The 16,235-nt window shown below is 61.9% G+C and carries 16 protein-coding genes and 1 other RNA gene; 9 read left to right on the plus strand and 8 right to left on the minus strand.

Annotation, left to right across the window (positions count from 1 at the left end; translation table 11 throughout):
- Positions 1-27: 27 nt before the first annotated feature.
- The 4 genes from AACY30_RS10130 to AACY30_RS10145 form a co-directional block, all read right to left on the minus strand.
- Positions 28-1,146, minus strand: coding sequence for an ABC transporter permease (locus AACY30_RS10130; RefSeq protein WP_339415165.1), 1,119 nt, complete (start codon positions 1,144-1,146; stop codon positions 28-30).
- Positions 1,146-3,863 (minus strand): ribosome-associated ATPase/putative transporter RbbA, encoded by a 2,718-nt coding sequence (gene rbbA / locus AACY30_RS10135; RefSeq protein ID WP_339540243.1) that lies wholly within the window; start codon positions 3,861-3,863, stop codon positions 1,146-1,148. The genes AACY30_RS10130 and rbbA overlap by 1 nt, the downstream gene beginning before the upstream one ends.
- The gene (locus AACY30_RS10140; RefSeq protein WP_339540244.1) at positions 3,860-4,825 is read right to left on the minus strand and encodes an HlyD family secretion protein; all 966 of its coding nucleotides are present in this window, start codon (positions 4,823-4,825) and stop codon (positions 3,860-3,862) included. The genes rbbA and AACY30_RS10140 overlap by 4 nt, the downstream gene beginning before the upstream one ends.
- A 69-nt stretch (positions 4,826-4,894) precedes the next feature.
- On the minus strand, positions 4,895-5,344 hold the full coding sequence (locus AACY30_RS10145) for an EVE domain-containing protein (protein ID WP_339540245.1): 450 nt from the start codon (positions 5,342-5,344) through the stop codon (positions 4,895-4,897).
- Positions 5,345-5,539: 195 nt separating this feature from the next.
- On the opposite strand from AACY30_RS10145, the gene AACY30_RS10150 reads away from it, so the two are divergent.
- Positions 5,540-5,689, plus strand: a complete 150-nt coding sequence (locus tag AACY30_RS10150; RefSeq protein WP_339540246.1) for a hypothetical protein — start codon at positions 5,540-5,542, stop codon at positions 5,687-5,689.
- A 7-nt stretch (positions 5,690-5,696) separates the two neighbouring features.
- On the opposite strand, the gene AACY30_RS10155 is transcribed toward AACY30_RS10150, so the two are convergent.
- The 4 genes from AACY30_RS10155 to AACY30_RS10170 form a co-directional block, all read right to left on the minus strand.
- The gene (locus tag AACY30_RS10155) at positions 5,697-6,326 is read right to left on the minus strand and encodes a 5-formyltetrahydrofolate cyclo-ligase (RefSeq protein ID WP_339470988.1); all 630 of its coding nucleotides are present in this window, start codon (positions 6,324-6,326) and stop codon (positions 5,697-5,699) included.
- A 56-nt stretch (positions 6,327-6,382) separates the two neighbouring features.
- Positions 6,383-6,561: non-coding RNA, 6S RNA (gene ssrS, locus AACY30_RS10160), on the minus strand.
- Between the two features lie 30 nt (positions 6,562-6,591).
- Entirely contained in the window at positions 6,592-6,909 is a 318-nt protein-coding gene (locus AACY30_RS10165; RefSeq protein ID WP_339540247.1) for a cell division protein ZapA, read from the minus strand.
- Positions 6,906-7,115, minus strand: a complete 210-nt coding sequence (locus AACY30_RS10170) for a TIGR02449 family protein (protein WP_339415172.1) — start codon at positions 7,113-7,115, stop codon at positions 6,906-6,908. Before AACY30_RS10170 ends, AACY30_RS10165 begins: the two co-directional genes overlap by 4 nt.
- Positions 7,116-7,253: 138 nt before the next feature.
- Between AACY30_RS10170 and AACY30_RS10175 the strand changes: the two genes are divergently transcribed.
- The 8 genes from AACY30_RS10175 to gcvT all read left to right on the plus strand — a co-directional run bounded on the left by AACY30_RS10175 (position 7,254) and on the right by gcvT (position 16,227).
- Positions 7,254-7,811: a YecA/YgfB family protein gene (locus AACY30_RS10175; RefSeq protein WP_015886444.1), complete on the plus strand. Its 558-nt coding sequence runs from the start codon at positions 7,254-7,256 to the stop codon at positions 7,809-7,811.
- 20 nt (positions 7,812-7,831) lie between these two features.
- Positions 7,832-9,154, plus strand: coding sequence for a Xaa-Pro aminopeptidase (pepP, locus tag AACY30_RS10180; protein ID WP_339470984.1), 1,323 nt, complete (start codon positions 7,832-7,834; stop codon positions 9,152-9,154).
- Complete coding sequence (ubiH, locus tag AACY30_RS10185; protein WP_339470983.1) at positions 9,151-10,338, plus strand: 2-octaprenyl-6-methoxyphenyl hydroxylase; 1,188 nt, start codon at positions 9,151-9,153, stop codon at positions 10,336-10,338. Before pepP ends, ubiH begins: the two co-directional genes overlap by 4 nt.
- Positions 10,331-10,816, plus strand: coding sequence for a DUF4442 domain-containing protein (locus AACY30_RS10190; protein WP_339470982.1), 486 nt, complete (start codon positions 10,331-10,333; stop codon positions 10,814-10,816). Before ubiH ends, AACY30_RS10190 begins: the two co-directional genes overlap by 8 nt.
- 9 nt (positions 10,817-10,825) lie before the next feature.
- On the plus strand, positions 10,826-12,043 hold the full coding sequence (locus AACY30_RS10195) for a 2-octaprenyl-3-methyl-6-methoxy-1,4-benzoquinol hydroxylase (protein WP_339540299.1): 1,218 nt from the start codon (positions 10,826-10,828) through the stop codon (positions 12,041-12,043).
- 162 nt (positions 12,044-12,205) lie between these two features.
- Positions 12,206-13,210: an extracellular solute-binding protein gene (locus AACY30_RS10200; RefSeq protein WP_339470980.1), complete on the plus strand. Its 1,005-nt coding sequence runs from the start codon at positions 12,206-12,208 to the stop codon at positions 13,208-13,210.
- 161 nt (positions 13,211-13,371) lie between these two features.
- Complete coding sequence (locus AACY30_RS10205; protein ID WP_339540248.1) at positions 13,372-14,988, plus strand: ABC transporter permease; 1,617 nt, start codon at positions 13,372-13,374, stop codon at positions 14,986-14,988.
- Positions 14,989-15,144: 156 nt separating this feature from the next.
- The gene (gene gcvT, locus AACY30_RS10210) at positions 15,145-16,227 is read left to right on the plus strand and encodes a glycine cleavage system aminomethyltransferase GcvT (protein WP_339540249.1); all 1,083 of its coding nucleotides are present in this window, start codon (positions 15,145-15,147) and stop codon (positions 16,225-16,227) included.
- Positions 16,228-16,235: the final 8 nt, after the last annotated feature.

A 16,235-nucleotide genomic window follows, 5' to 3' on the forward strand; every position in this document is an offset into this window, starting at 1 on the left:
GGCGAGGCAGCGGCTACGTAGGCTTCGTCACGAGGCCAGGCTCTTCCTGAACCGCGCCAGCGCCACCGCAAAAAACACCAACCCAATCCCCGCCAACGCCAGCAAGTCCGGCCACACCAAGCCCACCCCCGCATCCCGGAACAGAATCGCCGCACTCAAACTCACAAAATGTGTCGACGGCGACCCTTGCATCACCCACTGCAACCACTCGGGCATGCTGTCCAACGGCGTGCTGCCGCCTGAGAGCAACAGCATGGGGATAATCACTGGAATCGCCAGCAAGCCGAACTGCGGCGTCGAACGCGCAAGCGTCGCCAGGAAAATCCCCAGGGCCGTACTGGCAAACAGGTACAGCGCCGTCACAAACAGAAACAGCCCGAGCGACCCGGCCAGCGGCACGCCGAGCAGCCCTTTGACCACCACTTCCAGCGACAGCCAAGTGCACAACACCACCACCAGCATGTTGCTCCAGATTTTTGCCAGCATGATCTCCAGCGCGGTCAGCGGCAGCACCAATAGATGGTCGAGGGTGCCGTGCTCACGCTCGCGCAGCAGCGCGGTACCGGTCAGGATAATCGCGAGGATGGTGATGTTATTGACGATCTGGATCACCGCCAGGAACCAGCCACCTTCCAGGTTGGTATTGAACAATGCGCGGGTGGTCAGCAGGGCGGGCGCGTGGCGGGCGGCATCGGTCTGGCCGCTGTAATTGAGCAATTCCCTCTGGAAAATCCGCCCGATATAGCCCGCGCCCATGAATGCCTGGCTCATCGCCGTGGCATCGACGTTCACCTGTACGCCGGGCTGGCGACCGGCCAACAGGTCGGCCTGGAAATTCGCCGGCACATTGATCACGAAGGTGTACTCGCCGCTGTCCATGACCTTGTCCAGTTGGTCATAGGGCAATGGCATGGGGGCCTGGAACTCGGGCGGTTGCAGCGCCTCGGCCATCTGACGCGAAAGCGGACTGTGGTCTTCATCGACAAACGCCACGCTGGCGTTGTGCACGCCGATCACCGATCCAGCGGCGGGCATATAGATGGCGACGGTGAAGGCGTAGAACAGGAACAGCAGCAACACGCTGTCGTGGCGCAGGCTGGTCAGTTCCTTGATACCCAGGCGCAGGATGTGCGCAAACTTATGCATCAGGCCTCCTGCTTCTTGAGCATGATCAAGCTCAGCCCAGTAAACCCTATAAAGAACCCGAACAGTGCCAGGCACTGCGGCCACAACTGGCGCACGTCCAGGGCCTTGGTGAAAGTGCCCACGGCGATATCCAGAAAATGCCCCGCCGGAAAAAGCGTGCCCATCAACGCAGCCGCGCCTTCCAGGGACGAGCGCGGCACGATCAGCCCGGAGAACTGGATGGTCGGCAGGCTGGTGATGATCATGGTGCCGAGGATGGCGGCGATCTGCGTGCGGGTGAACGCCGAAATCAGCAGGCCCATGCTGGTGGTGGCCAGCACATACAGCAGGCCGCCGAACGCCAGCGTGAGCGCGCTGCCTTTGAACGGCACGCCGAACAGCCAGCGGTTCATCGCCACCAATATCGCCAGGTTGACCAGGCTCACCGCCAGGTAGGGCGCCTGTTTGCCGAGCAGGAATTCCAGGCGGGTCAGCGGCGTGGCGTAGAAGTTGGTGATCGAGCCCAGCTCCTTCTCGCGCACGATGCCGAGTGCCGTCAGCATCGCCGGGATAAACGCCAGGATCAGCGCCATCACCCCGGGGCCGATGGCATTCACACTGACCACGTCCTGGTTATAGCGGAAGCGGGTTTCCAGCTTGACGGCGGCTGAGTTGTTGCGAGGCAGGCTGCTCAGCTCGGCCAGTTGCCGGAGGTTCTCCTGGTGCACGGCTTCAACGTAGTTGCGGCTGGTTTCCGCGCGAAACGGCATGCCGCCATCAAGCCAGGCAGCCACGGTGGGCTGGCGACCGGCGTAGAGATCACGGCCAAAGCCAGGCGGTATCTCCAGCGCCAGTTTTATTTCCGAGCGTTGCAGGCGTCGGTGCAACTCATTCGAGTCGCTGATCAGCGGTTGCTCGGCGAAGTAGCGCGAGCTGCGAAAAGCCTCCAGGTAGGCGCGGCTTTGTGGCGTCTGGTCCTGGTCGTAGACAGCGAAGGCGAGGTTTTCCACATCCAGGGAGATGCCGTAGCCGAAGATCACCATCATGAACATTGCCCCCAGCAGCGCGAAGGCCATGCGCACTTTGTCGCGCAACAGTTCCTTGCCTTCGCGGCTGGCTACGGCAAGCAGGCGAGACAGACTGAAGCCGCGCTTGCTCACGGGTGGCGCACTGGTTTCGCTGACGGTTGCGGCGGGCGCAGTGGGTTCCGGCTCGCCTTGGGCTTGTTCCAGGCAGGTGACGAACGCCGCTTCCAGCGTCTCGCCGTGGAATTGTTGTTGCAGCGCATCCGGCGTATCGCAGGCCAGTACCTTGCCCGCGTGCATCAAGGAGATGCGGTCACAGCGCTGGGCTTCGTTCATAAAGTGGGTGGACAGGAAGATGGTCACGCCTTGTTCGCGGGACAGCTCGATCAGCAACCGCCAGAAGTCGTCGCGCGCGGCTGGGTCGACACCCGAAGTGGGCTCATCAAGGATCAGCACTTCAGGCCGATGCAGCACGGCCACCGCCAATGACAACCGCTGGCGCAAGCCGAGGGGCAGTTCGCCGGATGGTTGCTCGGCCACATCGCCGAGGTCGAAGCGCTGGATCAACTCATCAATACGCGGGCCACTGTCCGCCTTTGGCAAGTCGAACAATTGCGCATGCAGCATCAGGTTCTGGCGCGCGCTGAGTTCGCCGTACAGCGAGAAGCTTTGTGACATGAACCCCACGCGTTTGCGAGTGACCAGGTCCTTGGCGTTGACAGGATTGCCCAGCAGTGTCGCACTGCCCTCGGTGGCGGGCATCAGCCCGGTGAGGACTTTCATGGTGGTGGTCTTGCCGCAGCCGTTGGAGCCGAGAAAGCCGAATATTTCGCCTCGGCCGATGGCGAAGCTGACGGTGTTCACCGCCGTGAAATCACCAAAACGCAGTGTCAGATCGTGGGCTTCGATGGCGATATCGGTGTTGTCGCTTTCCCTCGGCGGAATCACCAGCGGCTTATTGTCGTGGGCGCTGTCGCCCTGGAAGTGGGTGAAAGCCTCGTCCAATTTGCCGCTGGATGTTGCGGCGGCCAGTTCACTGCTCAAGCCGACCGCGATCAGTTTGCCGCGATCAAGCATCAGGCAATGTTCGAACTGCTCGGCTTCTTCCATGTAGGCCGTGGCTACCAGCAGCGTCAGTTGTGGGCGCTCGCTGCGTACGCTTTCTACCAGTTCCCAGAAGCGCCGGCGTGACAGTGGGTCGACGCCGGTAGTGGGCTCGTCAAGGATCAACAGGTCCGGGTCGTGGATCAGCGCGCAGCACAGGCCGAGTTTCTGCTTCATGCCGCCAGACAGCTTGCCGGCCGGACGCTCGGCGAAGCGCGCAAGGTCGGTGGCCAGCAGCAGGTTGTGCATGCGCTGGTCGCAGTCGGCTCTGGACAGGCCAAACAGCGTGGCAAAGAAACGGATGTTTTCACTGATGGACAATTCGGGATACAAATTGCCGCCCAAACCCTGGGGCATAAACGCGATGCGTGGGTACAGGCTGTTGCGGTGGCGGCGGTCTTCGATGGCGCCGCCGAGCACTTCCAGCTGACCCTCCTGGAGTTTCTTAACCCCGGCGATCAAGCCCAGCAGGCTTGACTTGCCCGCGCCGTCCGGGCCAATCAACCCGCAGCGCGTACCCGCCGGCAGGCTGAAGGCGATGTCGACCAGTGCCTGCTGCTTACCGTAGCGGTGGTTGATCCCGCTGGCCTGCAGCGCCAGCGCGGTCATTGCAGGTTGGCCGGCCAGTCGATGTCAGCTGTGCGTACATAACCCGCGCCGGGCGTGCCCGGTTTGGCTTGGGGCGCAGCGCTGGGTTGAGTCAGGCGCAGTTTGACGCGGAAGACCAGTTTCTGGCGTTCGTCGCGGGTTTCCACTTCCTTGGGTGTGAACTGGGATTTTGCGGCGACAAAACTGATCGTGGCCGGCAGCGGTTGGTCGGGCAGGGCATCGAGCAGGATGCGTGCGTCACTGCCGACGGTGAGGCGCCCGGCGACGGAAGCAGGCAGGTAGAAATTCATGTATTGATCATTGGGATCAATCAGCAGCAAAACCCGCCCGCCCGCACCCAGCACTTCGCCGGGTTCTGCCAGGCGCAGTTGGATGATCCCGTCGATAGGTGCGCGCAGGCTGCTGTCGTCGATTTCGCTGGTGAGCTGTGCGACTTGGGCTTGGGCGGCGACGATGGCGGCTTTCACCGAGGCGACTTGGGCTTGTGCGGCAACGACTGCTGCATTGCCGGTGTTCTGCCGCGCTTGCTGCTGGTCGATCAACTGGCTGCTGGCGAAGCCGCGTTTGTACAGCTGTTGGGTACGCCTGAGTTCCTGGTTTGCCAGCAGTTGTTCGCTCTGGCGCAGTTGCACATTGGCTTCGGCAGCGGCGAAGTTTTCCTTGGCGCGCAGCACTTCAGCCTCGGCCTGGGCGCGTTGGGCTTCGAGGGTGCGGGTGTCCATGCGTGCGAGCAGTTGGCCCTTGAGTACCTTGTCGCCTTCGTCCACCCGCACGTCGGCCAGGCGCCCGGGGATCTTGGTGGCGATCTGCACTTCGGTGGATTCCAGGCGGCCGTTGCCCATGCCCAGCCCTTCGGGCAGGCGATCCTGGGTGGAGCGCCAGTAACCGAAGCCGCCGGCACCCAGCAGCAGCGCGATGAGTGCGACGGCGAAAAGGCGGGAGGTGTGGTGGTTCGTCGACATGGCTGCTTCCTGCGGCTTTAGCGTTCCAGTGTGACCGGTTTGCCCTGGGAGGGCCTTGATGTCGGTCAGTTAAAGCAAATTGATCACGGCGGCCCATTGCTCGGGCGTGACGGCCATCACCGAAAGCCGGCTGCCTTTTTGCACCAAGGGCAATTCGGCGAGGGCGACTTGTTGTTTCAGGTAGCCCAGGCCCAGCACGTTGGTAAAGGTCCGAACGTGCGCAACGTTGATCGCGCTCCACGGATTTTTTTCCGGGGTGGCCTTGGCGTCGAAATAGTGGCTTTCTGGTTCTAGCGCTGTGGGGTCCGGATAGGCCGCCTCGACGATTTTTCCGATGCCGGCAATGCCAGGTTCGGGGCAGCTGGAGTGGTAAAAGAAAAACGCGTCACCCACCGCCATCGCGCGCAAAAAGTTGCGCGCCTGGTAGTTGCGCACCCCGTCCCAGCGCGCTTCACCGAGCTTTTCCAAGCCTTTGATAGAGAGTTCATCGGGCTCGGATTTCATCAACCAATAGGCCATCTTTGGGCTCCTGAAAAAGACAGTGGGCAAGTTGTCAGGTAATTTGATGACAAACCGACAGTCGGTTGGCGCCAAGGTTTGCGTGTTGGTTCACGTTACCGCAGAATGCCGGCTTTTAAAGCTTGGCGCAGCTGCAACGGACTCCTTTGGAACGTTGTTGTCATCGTGTACGAGGTGCCTGCAGGGGGGCAATCGATGCAACGTAAACCGGATTTACTATGGATTTTGGTGATTTTGTTTGGTCTGGGCGTCGTGACCACCGGGTATGCCCAAAGCTTGTGGTCGAACAACACCGATGCTCCCGTTGAACTGGCTCAGCAGAAGTCGCAACCGTTCAAGCGTTAACACTTCTTCAAGGCGCCGCTGATTCCAGTGGCGTCTGTGCGATGTACCAATTCTTATCTGTTACGGTGCCCGCCAACGGCACGTCCCAGCTCGCTTGCGCCAACCGATCGACCTTCTGACATTCATGGGCCAGGCCCAGCAACGTCGGCTTGCGCCAGCTCTTGCGGCGCGCCAGATAAGCCAGGCTGCGATCGTAAAACCCGCCGCCCATGCCCAGTCGCCCACCCGCATCATCGAACCCCACCAACGGCAGCAGCACCAGGTCCAGCGCCCAGACCTTGCGCTGACGGCTGATATTCACCCGTGGCTCCAGAATGCGAAACCGATTGGGCATCAGCTTTTCCCCAAGCCTTACGCGCTGGAACACCATCTTGGTTCGCGGCCAGGCGCTGAGTACCGGCAGGTACGTGGCCTTGCCTCGGCGCTGGGCTGCGCGCAGCAGCAAGCGCGGATCGATTTCACCGTCCGTCGGTAGATACAAAGAGATATGTTTGGCCCGGCGAAACAGCGGGTGCTGTGCCAGTTGCCGATACAGGCCGTGGGCGGCCTTGCGCTGCTCGCTCGGCGTAAGGGCGCGGCGGGCCTGGCGCAACATGCGTCGAAGTTGCGGACGGGAAAGCGGCGCAGGTTCGGTCATGGTTTCGGCTCATAAAACAATGCCAGTCCGAGGACTGGCATTGAGTTTGGGAATTCAGGCTCCCCGACAGAGCCGCTGTCGACTTAGCCCTTGAACCCGAAAGTTCAAGGTGGAAGATGCAGTAGGCTTTAAGGCTTTCCGTCTAGCGGACATGCACACCAGCCCAACGTGCAACTTCCAGGGTAGTGCGAATCGGCTCAGGGACATCGCCGACTGGCAAACACGCCAGGGAGTGGGGCGAGTATACCTTAAACAGTCGCGGCAATCAGCCCTTGGGTGCTTCTGTGTCGCTCGAAAGCGCCAGATCAACACGTTCCAGCAGGTCACGCACCTGCTCACGGGTAGAGCCGCTGGCCTGCACATCAGGGCGTTCCTGCTTATGCAGTAAATCGTGAGTAATATTCAGCGCGGCCATCACGGCGATGCGGTCGGCGCCGATCACTTTGCCGCTGCTGCGGATTTCACGCATCTTGCCGTCCAGGTAGCGGGCGGCGCTCACCAGGTTGCTGCGCTCTTCCTGGGGGCAGATGATCGAATAGTCTTTGTCGAGGATCTGCACGGTGACGCTATTGCTTGAACTCATGAGTCTTGCTCCAGGGCCTTCAGGCGCGAAATCATCGATTCGACCTTACGCCGGGCGATTTCGTTTTTTTCAATGAGGTGAGCGCGTTCCTCGCGCCAGGTCTTTTCCTGAGCTAATAGGAGTCCGTTTTGAGTCTTTAGTTGCTCGACCCGGGTAATTAGCAATTCGAGTCTGGCCATCAGCGCTTGCAGGTCGGTGTCTTCCATTGGGTTCCACTGGATTTGTCTGATGAATGGCAACTGCAGGATAAACGATCTGACGCCCTTGATAGTCTTGGTACGCCTGCCGGTGCTAGGATACAACGCTCCATTCTAGACATTGCGCCGTCTGGCGCCTAGCTCACCATGCCTATTCAGAACTCCCCGTACGATGCTTTTTCCAAACTGCTGAGCACCAGCGGCCACCCCTGCTCGCCTGCCGAACTGCACGGCGTGCTCCTGGGCCGTAGTTGCACCGGCGTTGGCTTTGACGCTGATAACTGGCTGGCCGATGTGGCCGAGCTGCTCGAAACCGAGCCGACCGACAACGTGCGTAACGCGCTGATCGGCTTGCAAGAGATGGTCAAGGGCGAGCTGACCGGTGATGACGTCACCGTGGTCCTGCTGCTGCCGACTGACGACGCGCCGCTCACCGAACGCGCTGCAGCCTTGGGCCAATGGTGCCAAGGTTTCCTCCACGGCTTTGGCGTAAACGCCGGCGGCCTGGAATTGAGCACCGACGCCAAGGAAGTGTTGCAGGACCTGGCAGCCATCTCCCAGGTGCAAGACGCCCTGGAAGAATCCGAGGACGGTGAAGGCGACTACATGGAGGTGATGGAATACCTGCGCGTCGCGCCGCTGCTGCTATTCACAGAGACCAAGAAGTCTGCTGAGCCCGCTGCACCCAAGCCGTCGCTGCATTAAGAAAGGAAGCCCATCTGTCCATGACTCATATCCCCCGAGCGGAATACACGCGGCGCCGCAAGGCGCTCATGGCGCAGATGGAACCCAACAGCATCGCGATCCTGCCGGCCGCCGCCGTAGCGATCCGCAACCGTGATGTCGAACACGTGTACCGCCAGGACAGCGATTTTCAGTACCTGAGCGGTTTCCCCGAGCCGCAAGCGGTGATCGTGCTGATGCCCGGCCGCCAGCATGGCGAGTACGTGCTGTTCTGCCGCGAACGCAATGCCGAACGCGAACTGTGGGACGGCCTGCGCGCCGGCACCGAAGGCGCAATTCGCGACTTTGGCGCCGACGATGCCTTCCCCATCACCGATATCGACGACATCCTGCCCGGCCTGATCGAAGGCCGCGACCGGGTGTATTCGGCCATGGGCAGCAACGCCGAATTCGACCGGCACCTGATGGAGTGGATCAACGTGATCCGCTCTAAAGCGCACCTCGGCGCCCAGCCACCGAACGAATTCGTTGCCCTGGATCATCTGCTTCACGACATGCGTCTGTATAAATCGGCGGCAGAAGTGAAGGTGATGCGCGAGGCCGCACGCATCTCCTGCGCCGCCCATGTGCGGGCGATGCAGGCCAGCAGGGCTGGTTTGCACGAGTTCAGCCTGGAAGCCGAGCTGGACTACGAATTCCGCAAGGGCGGCGCGAAAATGCCGGCTTATGGTTCCATCGTCGCCGCCGGGCGCAACAGCTGCATCCTGCATTACCAGCAGAATGACGCGTTGCTCAAGGACGGCGACCTGGTGCTGATCGACGCAGGTTGCGAGATCGACTGCTACGCCAGCGACATCACCCGCACCTGGCCGGTCAACGGCAAGTTTTCGCCCGAGCAGAAGGCGATCTACGAAATTGTGCTGGCCTCCCAGGAAGCTGCCTTTGCCCAGATCGCCCCCAACAAGCATTGGAACCAGGCCCACGAGGCCACAGTGCACGTCATAACCGCCGGGCTGGTGAAGCTTGGGTTGTTGCAGGGTGACGTCGACGAGCTGATCGCCAGCGAAGCCTATAAAGCGTTCTACATGCACCGCGCCGGCCACTGGCTGGGTATGGATGTGCATGATGTGGGCGAGTACAAAGTGGGCGGTGAGTGGCGTGTGCTGGAAGTCGGTATGGCGTTGACCGTTGAGCCGGGGATCTACATCTCACCGGACAATCAGAATGTGGCAAAGAAATGGCGTGGCATTGGCGTACGCATTGAGGACGACGTGGTGGTAACCAAGCAAGGCTGTGAAATCCTGACCGGCGGCGTGCCCAAGACCGTCGCCGATATCGAAGCGCTGATGGCGGCTGCGCGATGAGCCGGGTCAACCTGGCGATCATCGGCGGTGGCCTGGTCGGTGCCAGCCTGGCGTTGGCGTTGCAGGCGGGGGCCAAGGCGCGCGGCTGGAAGATCGTGCTGATCGAACCGTTCGCGCCGGGCGACAGCTACCAGCCGAGCTACGACGCGCGCTCTTCGGCGCTGTCCTTCGGCGCCCGGCAGATCTATCAGCGTTTGGGCCTGTGGCAGGACATTTCCCGTCGCGCCGAGCCGATCAAGCAGATCCATGTGTCCGACCGTGGGCGCTTCTCCACGGCGCGTCTGTCGGCCATGGAAGAGGGCGTGCCCGCCCTTGGTTATGTGGTGGAAAACGCCTGGCTGGGCCAGTGCCTGTGGCAGGGCCTGGATAAAGACGTGGTCAGTTGGCGCTGTCCGGCGGAAGTCACGCGCATGGAGCCGCTGTCCGATGGCTACCGCCTTACCCTCAACGATGAAACCGTGCTGGAATGCGACCTCGCGGTGCTGGCCGACGGCGGCCGTTCCGGCTTGCGCGAGCAACTGGGCATCGGCGTTAAAACCCGCCCGTATAACCAGAGCGCGCTGATCGCCAACATCACGCCTAGCGAAGCCCACAACGGCGAAGCATTCGAGCGCTTCACCGATGAAGGCCCGATGGCCTTGCTGCCGCTGCCGGACAACCGTTGCGCGCTGGTGTGGACGCGCATCGGTTTGGATGCCCAGCGCCTGGCCAGCCTTGATGAACGTAGCTTCTTGAGTGAATTGCAGGACGTGTTCGGCTACCGCCTGGGCACCCTGAAGCAAGTCGGCGCACGTCATCTGTACCCGCTGACGTTGGTTGAGGCTGAGGAACAAGTGCGTTCGCACTTGGCAATCCTTGGCAATGCCGCCCACAGCCTGCACCCGATTGCCGGGCAGGGCTTCAACTTGTCCCTGCGCGATGCGAATGCCTTGGCTGAGGCCTTGCTGGCCGGGCCGCAAGTACCGGGCGACCTGGCAACCTTGCAGGGCTATCGCGAGCGTCAGCGCCTCGACCAGAAACTTACCGTGGGCTTCTCCGACCAAGTCACGCGCCTGTTTGGCAGCGCCCAACCGCTGGTCGCGCTGGGCCGCAACATGGGCCTGCTGGGTCTGGACCTGTTACCGCCGGCCAAGCGCTGGTTCGCCCGTCAGGCCATGGGCCTGGGCACGCGTCCCGATGCGTAAGTGGTTGATCGAGCGCCTGGGCAAGGCGCGGTTGTTGCGTTGGATCATGACCCTGTATCCGCCTTACTTGGGGGCGGGGGTCCGCGTCCGGTATATGAGCGCCGATTTCCGTCAGGTCAAAGTGAGCATGGGCCTGGGCTGGTACAACCGCAACTATGTCGGCACGCAATTCGGTGGCAGCCTGTATTCGATGGTGGATCCGTTCTACATGCTGATGCTGATGGAGAACCTGGGGCGCGGCTACATAGTGTGGGACAAGGCCGCGAGCATCGATTTCATCTCGCCGGGCAAAGGCCCGGTGTACGCCGAGTTTTCCATCGACGACGCCTTGCTTGATGAGGTGCGTCGACACACCGAAGGTGGCGAGAAGTACTTGCCCCACCTCAAGGTCGAGATACATGACGGCTCCGGCACCCTGGTGGCGCGGGTCGACAAAACCCTTTACGTGCGGCGCAAGCCGCCAGCGAGACAGGCTTAAAGCATGGACATGCGCGCAGATGTGCTGATTGTCGGGGCCGGAATGGTCGGAAGCGCCCTGGCGCTGGCGTTGCAAGGCAGTGGCCTGCAGGTGCTGCTGCTCGACGGCAGCCCGCTGAGCGTCAAGCCTTTCGACCGCGAGGCCGCATTCGAGCCCCGCGTGAGCGCCTTGTCGGCCGCCAGCCAGCGCATCCTCGAGCGCCTGGGGGTGTGGGACGGCATCGTGTCGCGCCGTGTCAGCCCTTATGGCGAGATGCAAGTGTGGGACGGCAGCGGCACCGGGCAGATCCACTTCTCGGCGGCCAGCGTGCATGCCGAGTTGCTGGGGCATATTGTTGAGAACCGCGTGGTTCAGGATGCCTTGCTCGACCGTCTGCACGACTGCGACCTGGGCCTGTTGGCCAACGCGCGTCTGGAGCAGATGCGCCGCTCCGGCGATGACTGGTTGCTGACCCTGGCCGATGGGCGCAAGTTGCGTGCGCCGTTGGTGGTTGCCGCCGATGGCGCCAACTCCGCCGTGCGCCGCCTGACCGGCACGGCGACCCGTGAATGGGATTACCTGCATAACGCCATCGTCACCAGCGTGCGTAGCCGCGAGCCGCACCAGCGTACAGCGTGGCAACGCTTTACCGATACCGGCCCGCTGGCGTTCCTGCCGCTTGTGCGGGGTGGGCAGGAGGATTGGTGCTCGATTGTCTGGTCGACCACGCCCGCTGAGTCTGAACGCCTGATGGCGCTGGATGATCAAAGCTTCTGCCGTGAACTGGAGCGGGCTTTTGAAGGCCGGCTGGGTGTGGTGCTGAGCGCCGACCCGCGCGTTTGTGTGCCGTTGCGCCAGCGTCACGCCAAACGCTACGTGGCCGAAGGTCTGGCGTTGATCGGCGACGCGGCCCACGTCATCCATCCATTGGCGGGGCAGGGCGTGAACCTGGGCTTTCTTGACGCAGCGACACTGGCCGAAGTGCTGCTGTCGGCGACCGAGCGCGGTGAGCGCCTGGCGGATGTGAAGGTACTGAGCCGCTACGAACGCCGACGCATGCCGCATAACCTAGCGTTGATGGCGGCGATGGAAGGCTTCGAGCGGCTGTTCCAGGCTGACCAACTACCGCTGCGCTGGTTGCGTAATGCCGGGTTGAAACTGGTCGACCAGATGCCAGAAGCCAAGGCCGTGTTTGTGCGCCAGGCGCTGGGCCTGACCGGCGATCTTCCTGACCTGGCAAAACCCTGACATCGAAGCCCGGTCCCCTGTGGGATCGGACTTGCCCGCGAAGAGGCCATTAGCGCCACCGCAAAAAGCTGGCTATGCAACATCTGGTAACGCCTGCGGCAAGCACCACCAAATGTGAGTCCTTATCATTTGCCCTCTTTTCGCAAATGAGAGACCGCCCCCATGCTGGCAACCAAGCGCCTCCTGACTGCCCTGGCACTCACCCTGATCGGCAGCACCACCGTGCAGGCCGCCGACGAAGTGGTGGTCTACTCCTCGCGCATCGACGAACTGATCAAGCCAGTGTTCGACGCCTACACCCAGAAGACCGGCGTGCAGGTGAAGTTCATCACCGACAAGGAAGCCCCGCTGATGCAGCGCATCAAGGCCGAGGGCGAGAATGCCACCGCCGACCTGCTGCTCACCGTGGATGCCGGCAACCTCTGGCAGGCCGAGCAGATGGGCATCCTGCAACCGTTCACCTCAACGGTGATCGATAAGAATATTCCGCTGCAGTATCGCTCGTCGGCCCACGCCTGGACTGGATTGAGCTTGCGCGCGCGGACCGTCGCCTATTCCACCGACCGGGTAAAACCGGGTGACCTCACCACTTACGAAGCCCTGGCCGACAAACAGTGGGAAGGCCGTCTGTGCCTGCGTACGGCGAAAAAGGTCTACAACCAGTCGCTGACTGCCACCCTTATCGAAACCCATGGCGCGGCCAAGACCGAAGAAATCGTCAAGGGGTGGGTCAACAACCTGTCCACCGACGTATTCTCCGATGACATCGCGGTGCTCGAAGCCATCAACGCCGGGCAGTGCGACGTAGGGATCGTCAACACCTACTACTACGGCCGCCTGCACAAGCAGAAGCCGGACCTGGCGGTAAAGCTGTTCTGGCCGAACCAGGGCGACCGTGGCGTGCATGTGAACCTGTCGGGTATTGGCCTGACCAAGCACGCGCCGCACCCGGAAGCCGCGAAGGCGCTGGTGGAGTGGATGACCACGCCTGAGGCGCAGAAGATCTTTGCCGACGTGAACCAGGAGTTCCCGGCGAACCCGGCGGTAGCGCCGTCGGCCGAAGTGGCATCCTGGGGTAAATTCGTGGCGGACACCTTGCCGGTGGAAGTGGCGGGCAAGCGTCAGGCTGAGGCGATTCGGTTGATGGATAGGGCTGGCTGGAACTAAATTTGTAAAACGCCGTAGATCGAAATGTGGGAGCGGGCTTGCTCGCGAAAGCGTCGTGTCAGTCGATGCATGTGTGACTGATACACTGCATTCGCGAGCAAGCCCGCTCCCACATTGGTTAGCGGCGCCTTGAAAGTCTTTAATATTCTGAGAGTTTCTCATTGGCCCACCCCGCCCAACGCCGTTGGTACCTGCCAGTCTTCACCGTCGCTGCCCTGGTGCTGCTGCCGCTGAGCGTGATGTTGCTGTCCTGGCAGAGCATCGATGCGCAGATCTGGTCCCACCTCTGGGAAACCCAGATGCCGCGCCTGCTGGGCAACACCCTCACCCTGGTGTTGGGCGTCGGTGTCGGTGTGACCTTGCTGGGCGTCAGTCTGGCCTGGTTGACCAGCCTCTGCGAATTCCCCGGACGGCGCTGGCTCGATTGGGCGCTGATGTTGCCCTTCGCCATTCCCGCGTACGTGCTGGCTTTCGTGTTTGTGGGCCTGCTGGATTTTGCCGGCCCGGTGCAAACCCTGCTGCGCGAATGGTTCGGCAGCGGCCTGCGCCTGCCGCGCGTGCGCTCGACCAGTGGTGTGATCATCGTGCTGGTGCTGGTCTTTTACCCGTATGTGTATTTGCTGGCGCGCACGGCGTTCCTGGCCCAGGGCAAAGGCCTCATGGAAGCGGCGCGGGTGCTGGGGCAATCGCCATGGCGAGCGTTCTGGCACGTGGCCCTGCCCATGGCGCGGCCGGCGATTGGTGCCGGGGTGGCGTTGGCATTGATGGAGACGCTTGCGGATTTCGGTGCGGTCTCGGTGTTCAACTTCGATACATTCACCACCGCCATCTACAAGACCTGGTATGGCTTCTTCAGCCTTTCCAGCGCGGCACAGTTGGCCAGCCTGTTGCTGCTGGTGGTGATGTTGGTGCTGTACGGTGAACGTCGCGCACGCGGTGCCAGCCGGCCTAGTAATGAGCGGCCGCGGGGCAAGGCGCTGTATCACTTGCGTGGGCTCAAGGCAGCAGCGGCCAGCGGCTGGTGCGGGCTGGTGTTCGCCTGTGCGTTTGTCATCCCGATGCTGCAACTGGTCGTCTGGTTCTGGCAGCGCGGCCGCTTCGACTTGGATGAGCGCTATTCGGGCCTGATCGTCCACACGCTCTACTTGGGCGGCATCGCAGCGTTGATCACCGTAAGCGTGGCGTTGGTGCTGGCATTTGCCAACCGCCTGGCGCCGACCCGGGCGATCCGCTCCGGCATCAGCCTGGCCAATGTTGGCTATGCTTTGCCGGGCTCGGTGCTGGCGGTATCGCTCATGTTGGCGTTCAGTTATCTGGATCGTGAGCTGGTGGTGCCGCTGTCTGGTTGGCTCGGTGGTGCGGGCAAGCCGTTGCTGCTGGGCAGCCTGTCGGCATTGGTGCTGGCTTACTTGGTGCGTTTCCTGGCGGTGGCCTATGGGCCGCTGGAAAACAGCCTGGCGCGCATCCGCCCGTCCTTGCCGGAAGCAGCACGCAGTCTGGGCGTCAGTGGCCCGCGACTGTTTTGCAAAGTGTATCTGCCGTTGTTGCTGCCGGGTACCTTGAGTGCAGCGCTGCTGGTGTTTGTCGACGTGCTCAAGGAAATGCCCGCCACCTTGCTGATGCGCCCGTTCGGCTGGGACACCCTGGCGGTTCGGATTTTCGAAATGACCAGCGAAGGCGAGTGGGCACGGGCCTCTTTGCCGGCGTTGACCCTGGTGCTGGTGGGCCTGTTACCGGTAATCGGGCTGATCCGACGCTCTGCCCGGCAAATCGGTTAGGTGCCAGTCCTACAGCTTGCAGCTACAATGCGCGGCATTCGGTGCGGCCCGTCTTTCGGGTCGAGTCGCTGGGCGTGGCTGCGGGCCTTGTAATTCAAGGTGTTTGGCACGAACGGCAACGCTGCGCACCTTCGCCACGCCCGGAAGGAGAAACCCATGGGACAGCGTACGCCTCTGTACGACCTGCATCTCGCCCTCGGCGCGAAAATGGTCGATTTTGGCGGTTGGGATATGCCTCTGCACTACGGCTCGCAGGTTGAAGAACACCACCAGGTGCGACGCGACTGCGGGGTGTTCGATGTATCTCATATGACCGTGATCGATGTCAGCGGCCCCCAGGCCAAGGAATGGCTGCAGTATTTGCTGGCCAATGATGTCGAACGTCTGCATGGCTGCGGCCGTGCGTTGTACAGCGCCATGCTCAACGAAAAGGGCGGCGTGGTGGACGATATGATTGTCTACCGCACCGAGGACGCTTATCGGCTGGTGGTCAACGCAGCCACCCGCGATCAGGACATGGCGTGGATGCACGCGCAACTGGGCAATTACCAGGTGCAGCTGCATGAGCGCCCTGAGTTGGCCATGCTCGCCATCCAAGGCCCCCATGCCCGGCAGAAGATTGCCGAGCTGGTCACCCAGTCTCGCAGCATGCTGATTCACCAGCTCAAGCCCTTCGAAGGCCACGCCGATGGCGATTGGTTTATCGCGCGCACGGGCTACACCGGCGAAGATGGCCTGGAGATTGTCCTGCCTGCTGATCAGGCGCCAGGCTTTTTCAACGATCTGGTGGGCGCGGGGATTTCACCCATCGGTCTCGGCGCCCGGGATACCCTTCGCCTGGAGGCTGGCATGAACCTGTATGGTCAGGACATCCACCAGGACGTTTCGCCCCTGGCATCGAACATGGCCTGGAGTATTGCCTGGGAACCTGCCGAGCGAAATTTCATTGGTCGCACCGCGCTGGAAGCGGAAAAAGCGGCGGGTGTGCAGTTCAAACTGGTCGGGCTGGTACTGGAGGAACGCGGGGTTCTGCGTGCTCACCAGGTGGTTCGTATCGCCAATATTGGCGAAGGGGAGATCACCAGTGGTAGTTTCTCTCCTACGCTGAGCAAATCCATTGCCCTGGCGCGTGTACCGACGGCCACCGCCGATCGGGCCGAAGTGGAAATCCGCGGCAAGTGGTACCCGGTTCGAGTGGTCAAACCGACCTTCGTGCGCCATGGCAAGACCTTGATCTAACCTATTCC

The organism is Pseudomonas sp. RA_5y_Pfl1_P24, from assembly GCF_963970945.1.
Classification (GTDB): domain Bacteria; phylum Pseudomonadota; class Gammaproteobacteria; order Pseudomonadales; family Pseudomonadaceae; genus Aquipseudomonas; species Aquipseudomonas tritici.

Excerpts from the sequence above, each read along its gene's own strand:
- AACY30_RS10130 (WP_339415165.1), bottom strand. The coding sequence starts at position 1,146 with ATGCATAAGTTTGCGCACATCCTGCGCCTGGGTATCAAGGAACTGACC.
- rbbA (WP_339540243.1), bottom strand. The coding sequence starts at position 3,863 with ATGACCGCGCTGGCGCTGCAGGCCAGCGGGATCAACCACCGCTACGGT.
- AACY30_RS10140 (WP_339540244.1), bottom strand. The coding sequence starts at position 4,825 with ATGTCGACGAACCACCACACCTCCCGCCTTTTCGCCGTCGCACTCATC.
- AACY30_RS10145 (WP_339540245.1), bottom strand. The coding sequence starts at position 5,344 with ATGGCCTATTGGTTGATGAAATCCGAGCCCGATGAACTCTCTATCAAA.
- AACY30_RS10150 (WP_339540246.1), top strand. The coding sequence starts at position 5,540 with ATGCAACGTAAACCGGATTTACTATGGATTTTGGTGATTTTGTTTGGT.
- AACY30_RS10155 (WP_339470988.1), bottom strand. The coding sequence starts at position 6,326 with ATGACCGAACCTGCGCCGCTTTCCCGTCCGCAACTTCGACGCATGTTG.
- AACY30_RS10165 (WP_339540247.1), bottom strand. The coding sequence starts at position 6,909 with ATGAGTTCAAGCAATAGCGTCACCGTGCAGATCCTCGACAAAGACTAT.
- AACY30_RS10170 (WP_339415172.1), bottom strand. The coding sequence starts at position 7,115 with ATGGAAGACACCGACCTGCAAGCGCTGATGGCCAGACTCGAATTGCTA.
- AACY30_RS10175 (WP_015886444.1), top strand. The coding sequence starts at position 7,254 with ATGCCTATTCAGAACTCCCCGTACGATGCTTTTTCCAAACTGCTGAGC.
- pepP (WP_339470984.1), top strand. The coding sequence starts at position 7,832 with ATGACTCATATCCCCCGAGCGGAATACACGCGGCGCCGCAAGGCGCTC.
- ubiH (WP_339470983.1), top strand. The coding sequence starts at position 9,151 with ATGAGCCGGGTCAACCTGGCGATCATCGGCGGTGGCCTGGTCGGTGCC.
- AACY30_RS10190 (WP_339470982.1), top strand. The coding sequence starts at position 10,331 with ATGCGTAAGTGGTTGATCGAGCGCCTGGGCAAGGCGCGGTTGTTGCGT.
- AACY30_RS10195 (WP_339540299.1), top strand. The coding sequence starts at position 10,826 with ATGCGCGCAGATGTGCTGATTGTCGGGGCCGGAATGGTCGGAAGCGCC.
- AACY30_RS10200 (WP_339470980.1), top strand. The coding sequence starts at position 12,206 with ATGCTGGCAACCAAGCGCCTCCTGACTGCCCTGGCACTCACCCTGATC.
- gcvT (WP_339540249.1), top strand. The coding sequence starts at position 15,145 with ATGGGACAGCGTACGCCTCTGTACGACCTGCATCTCGCCCTCGGCGCG.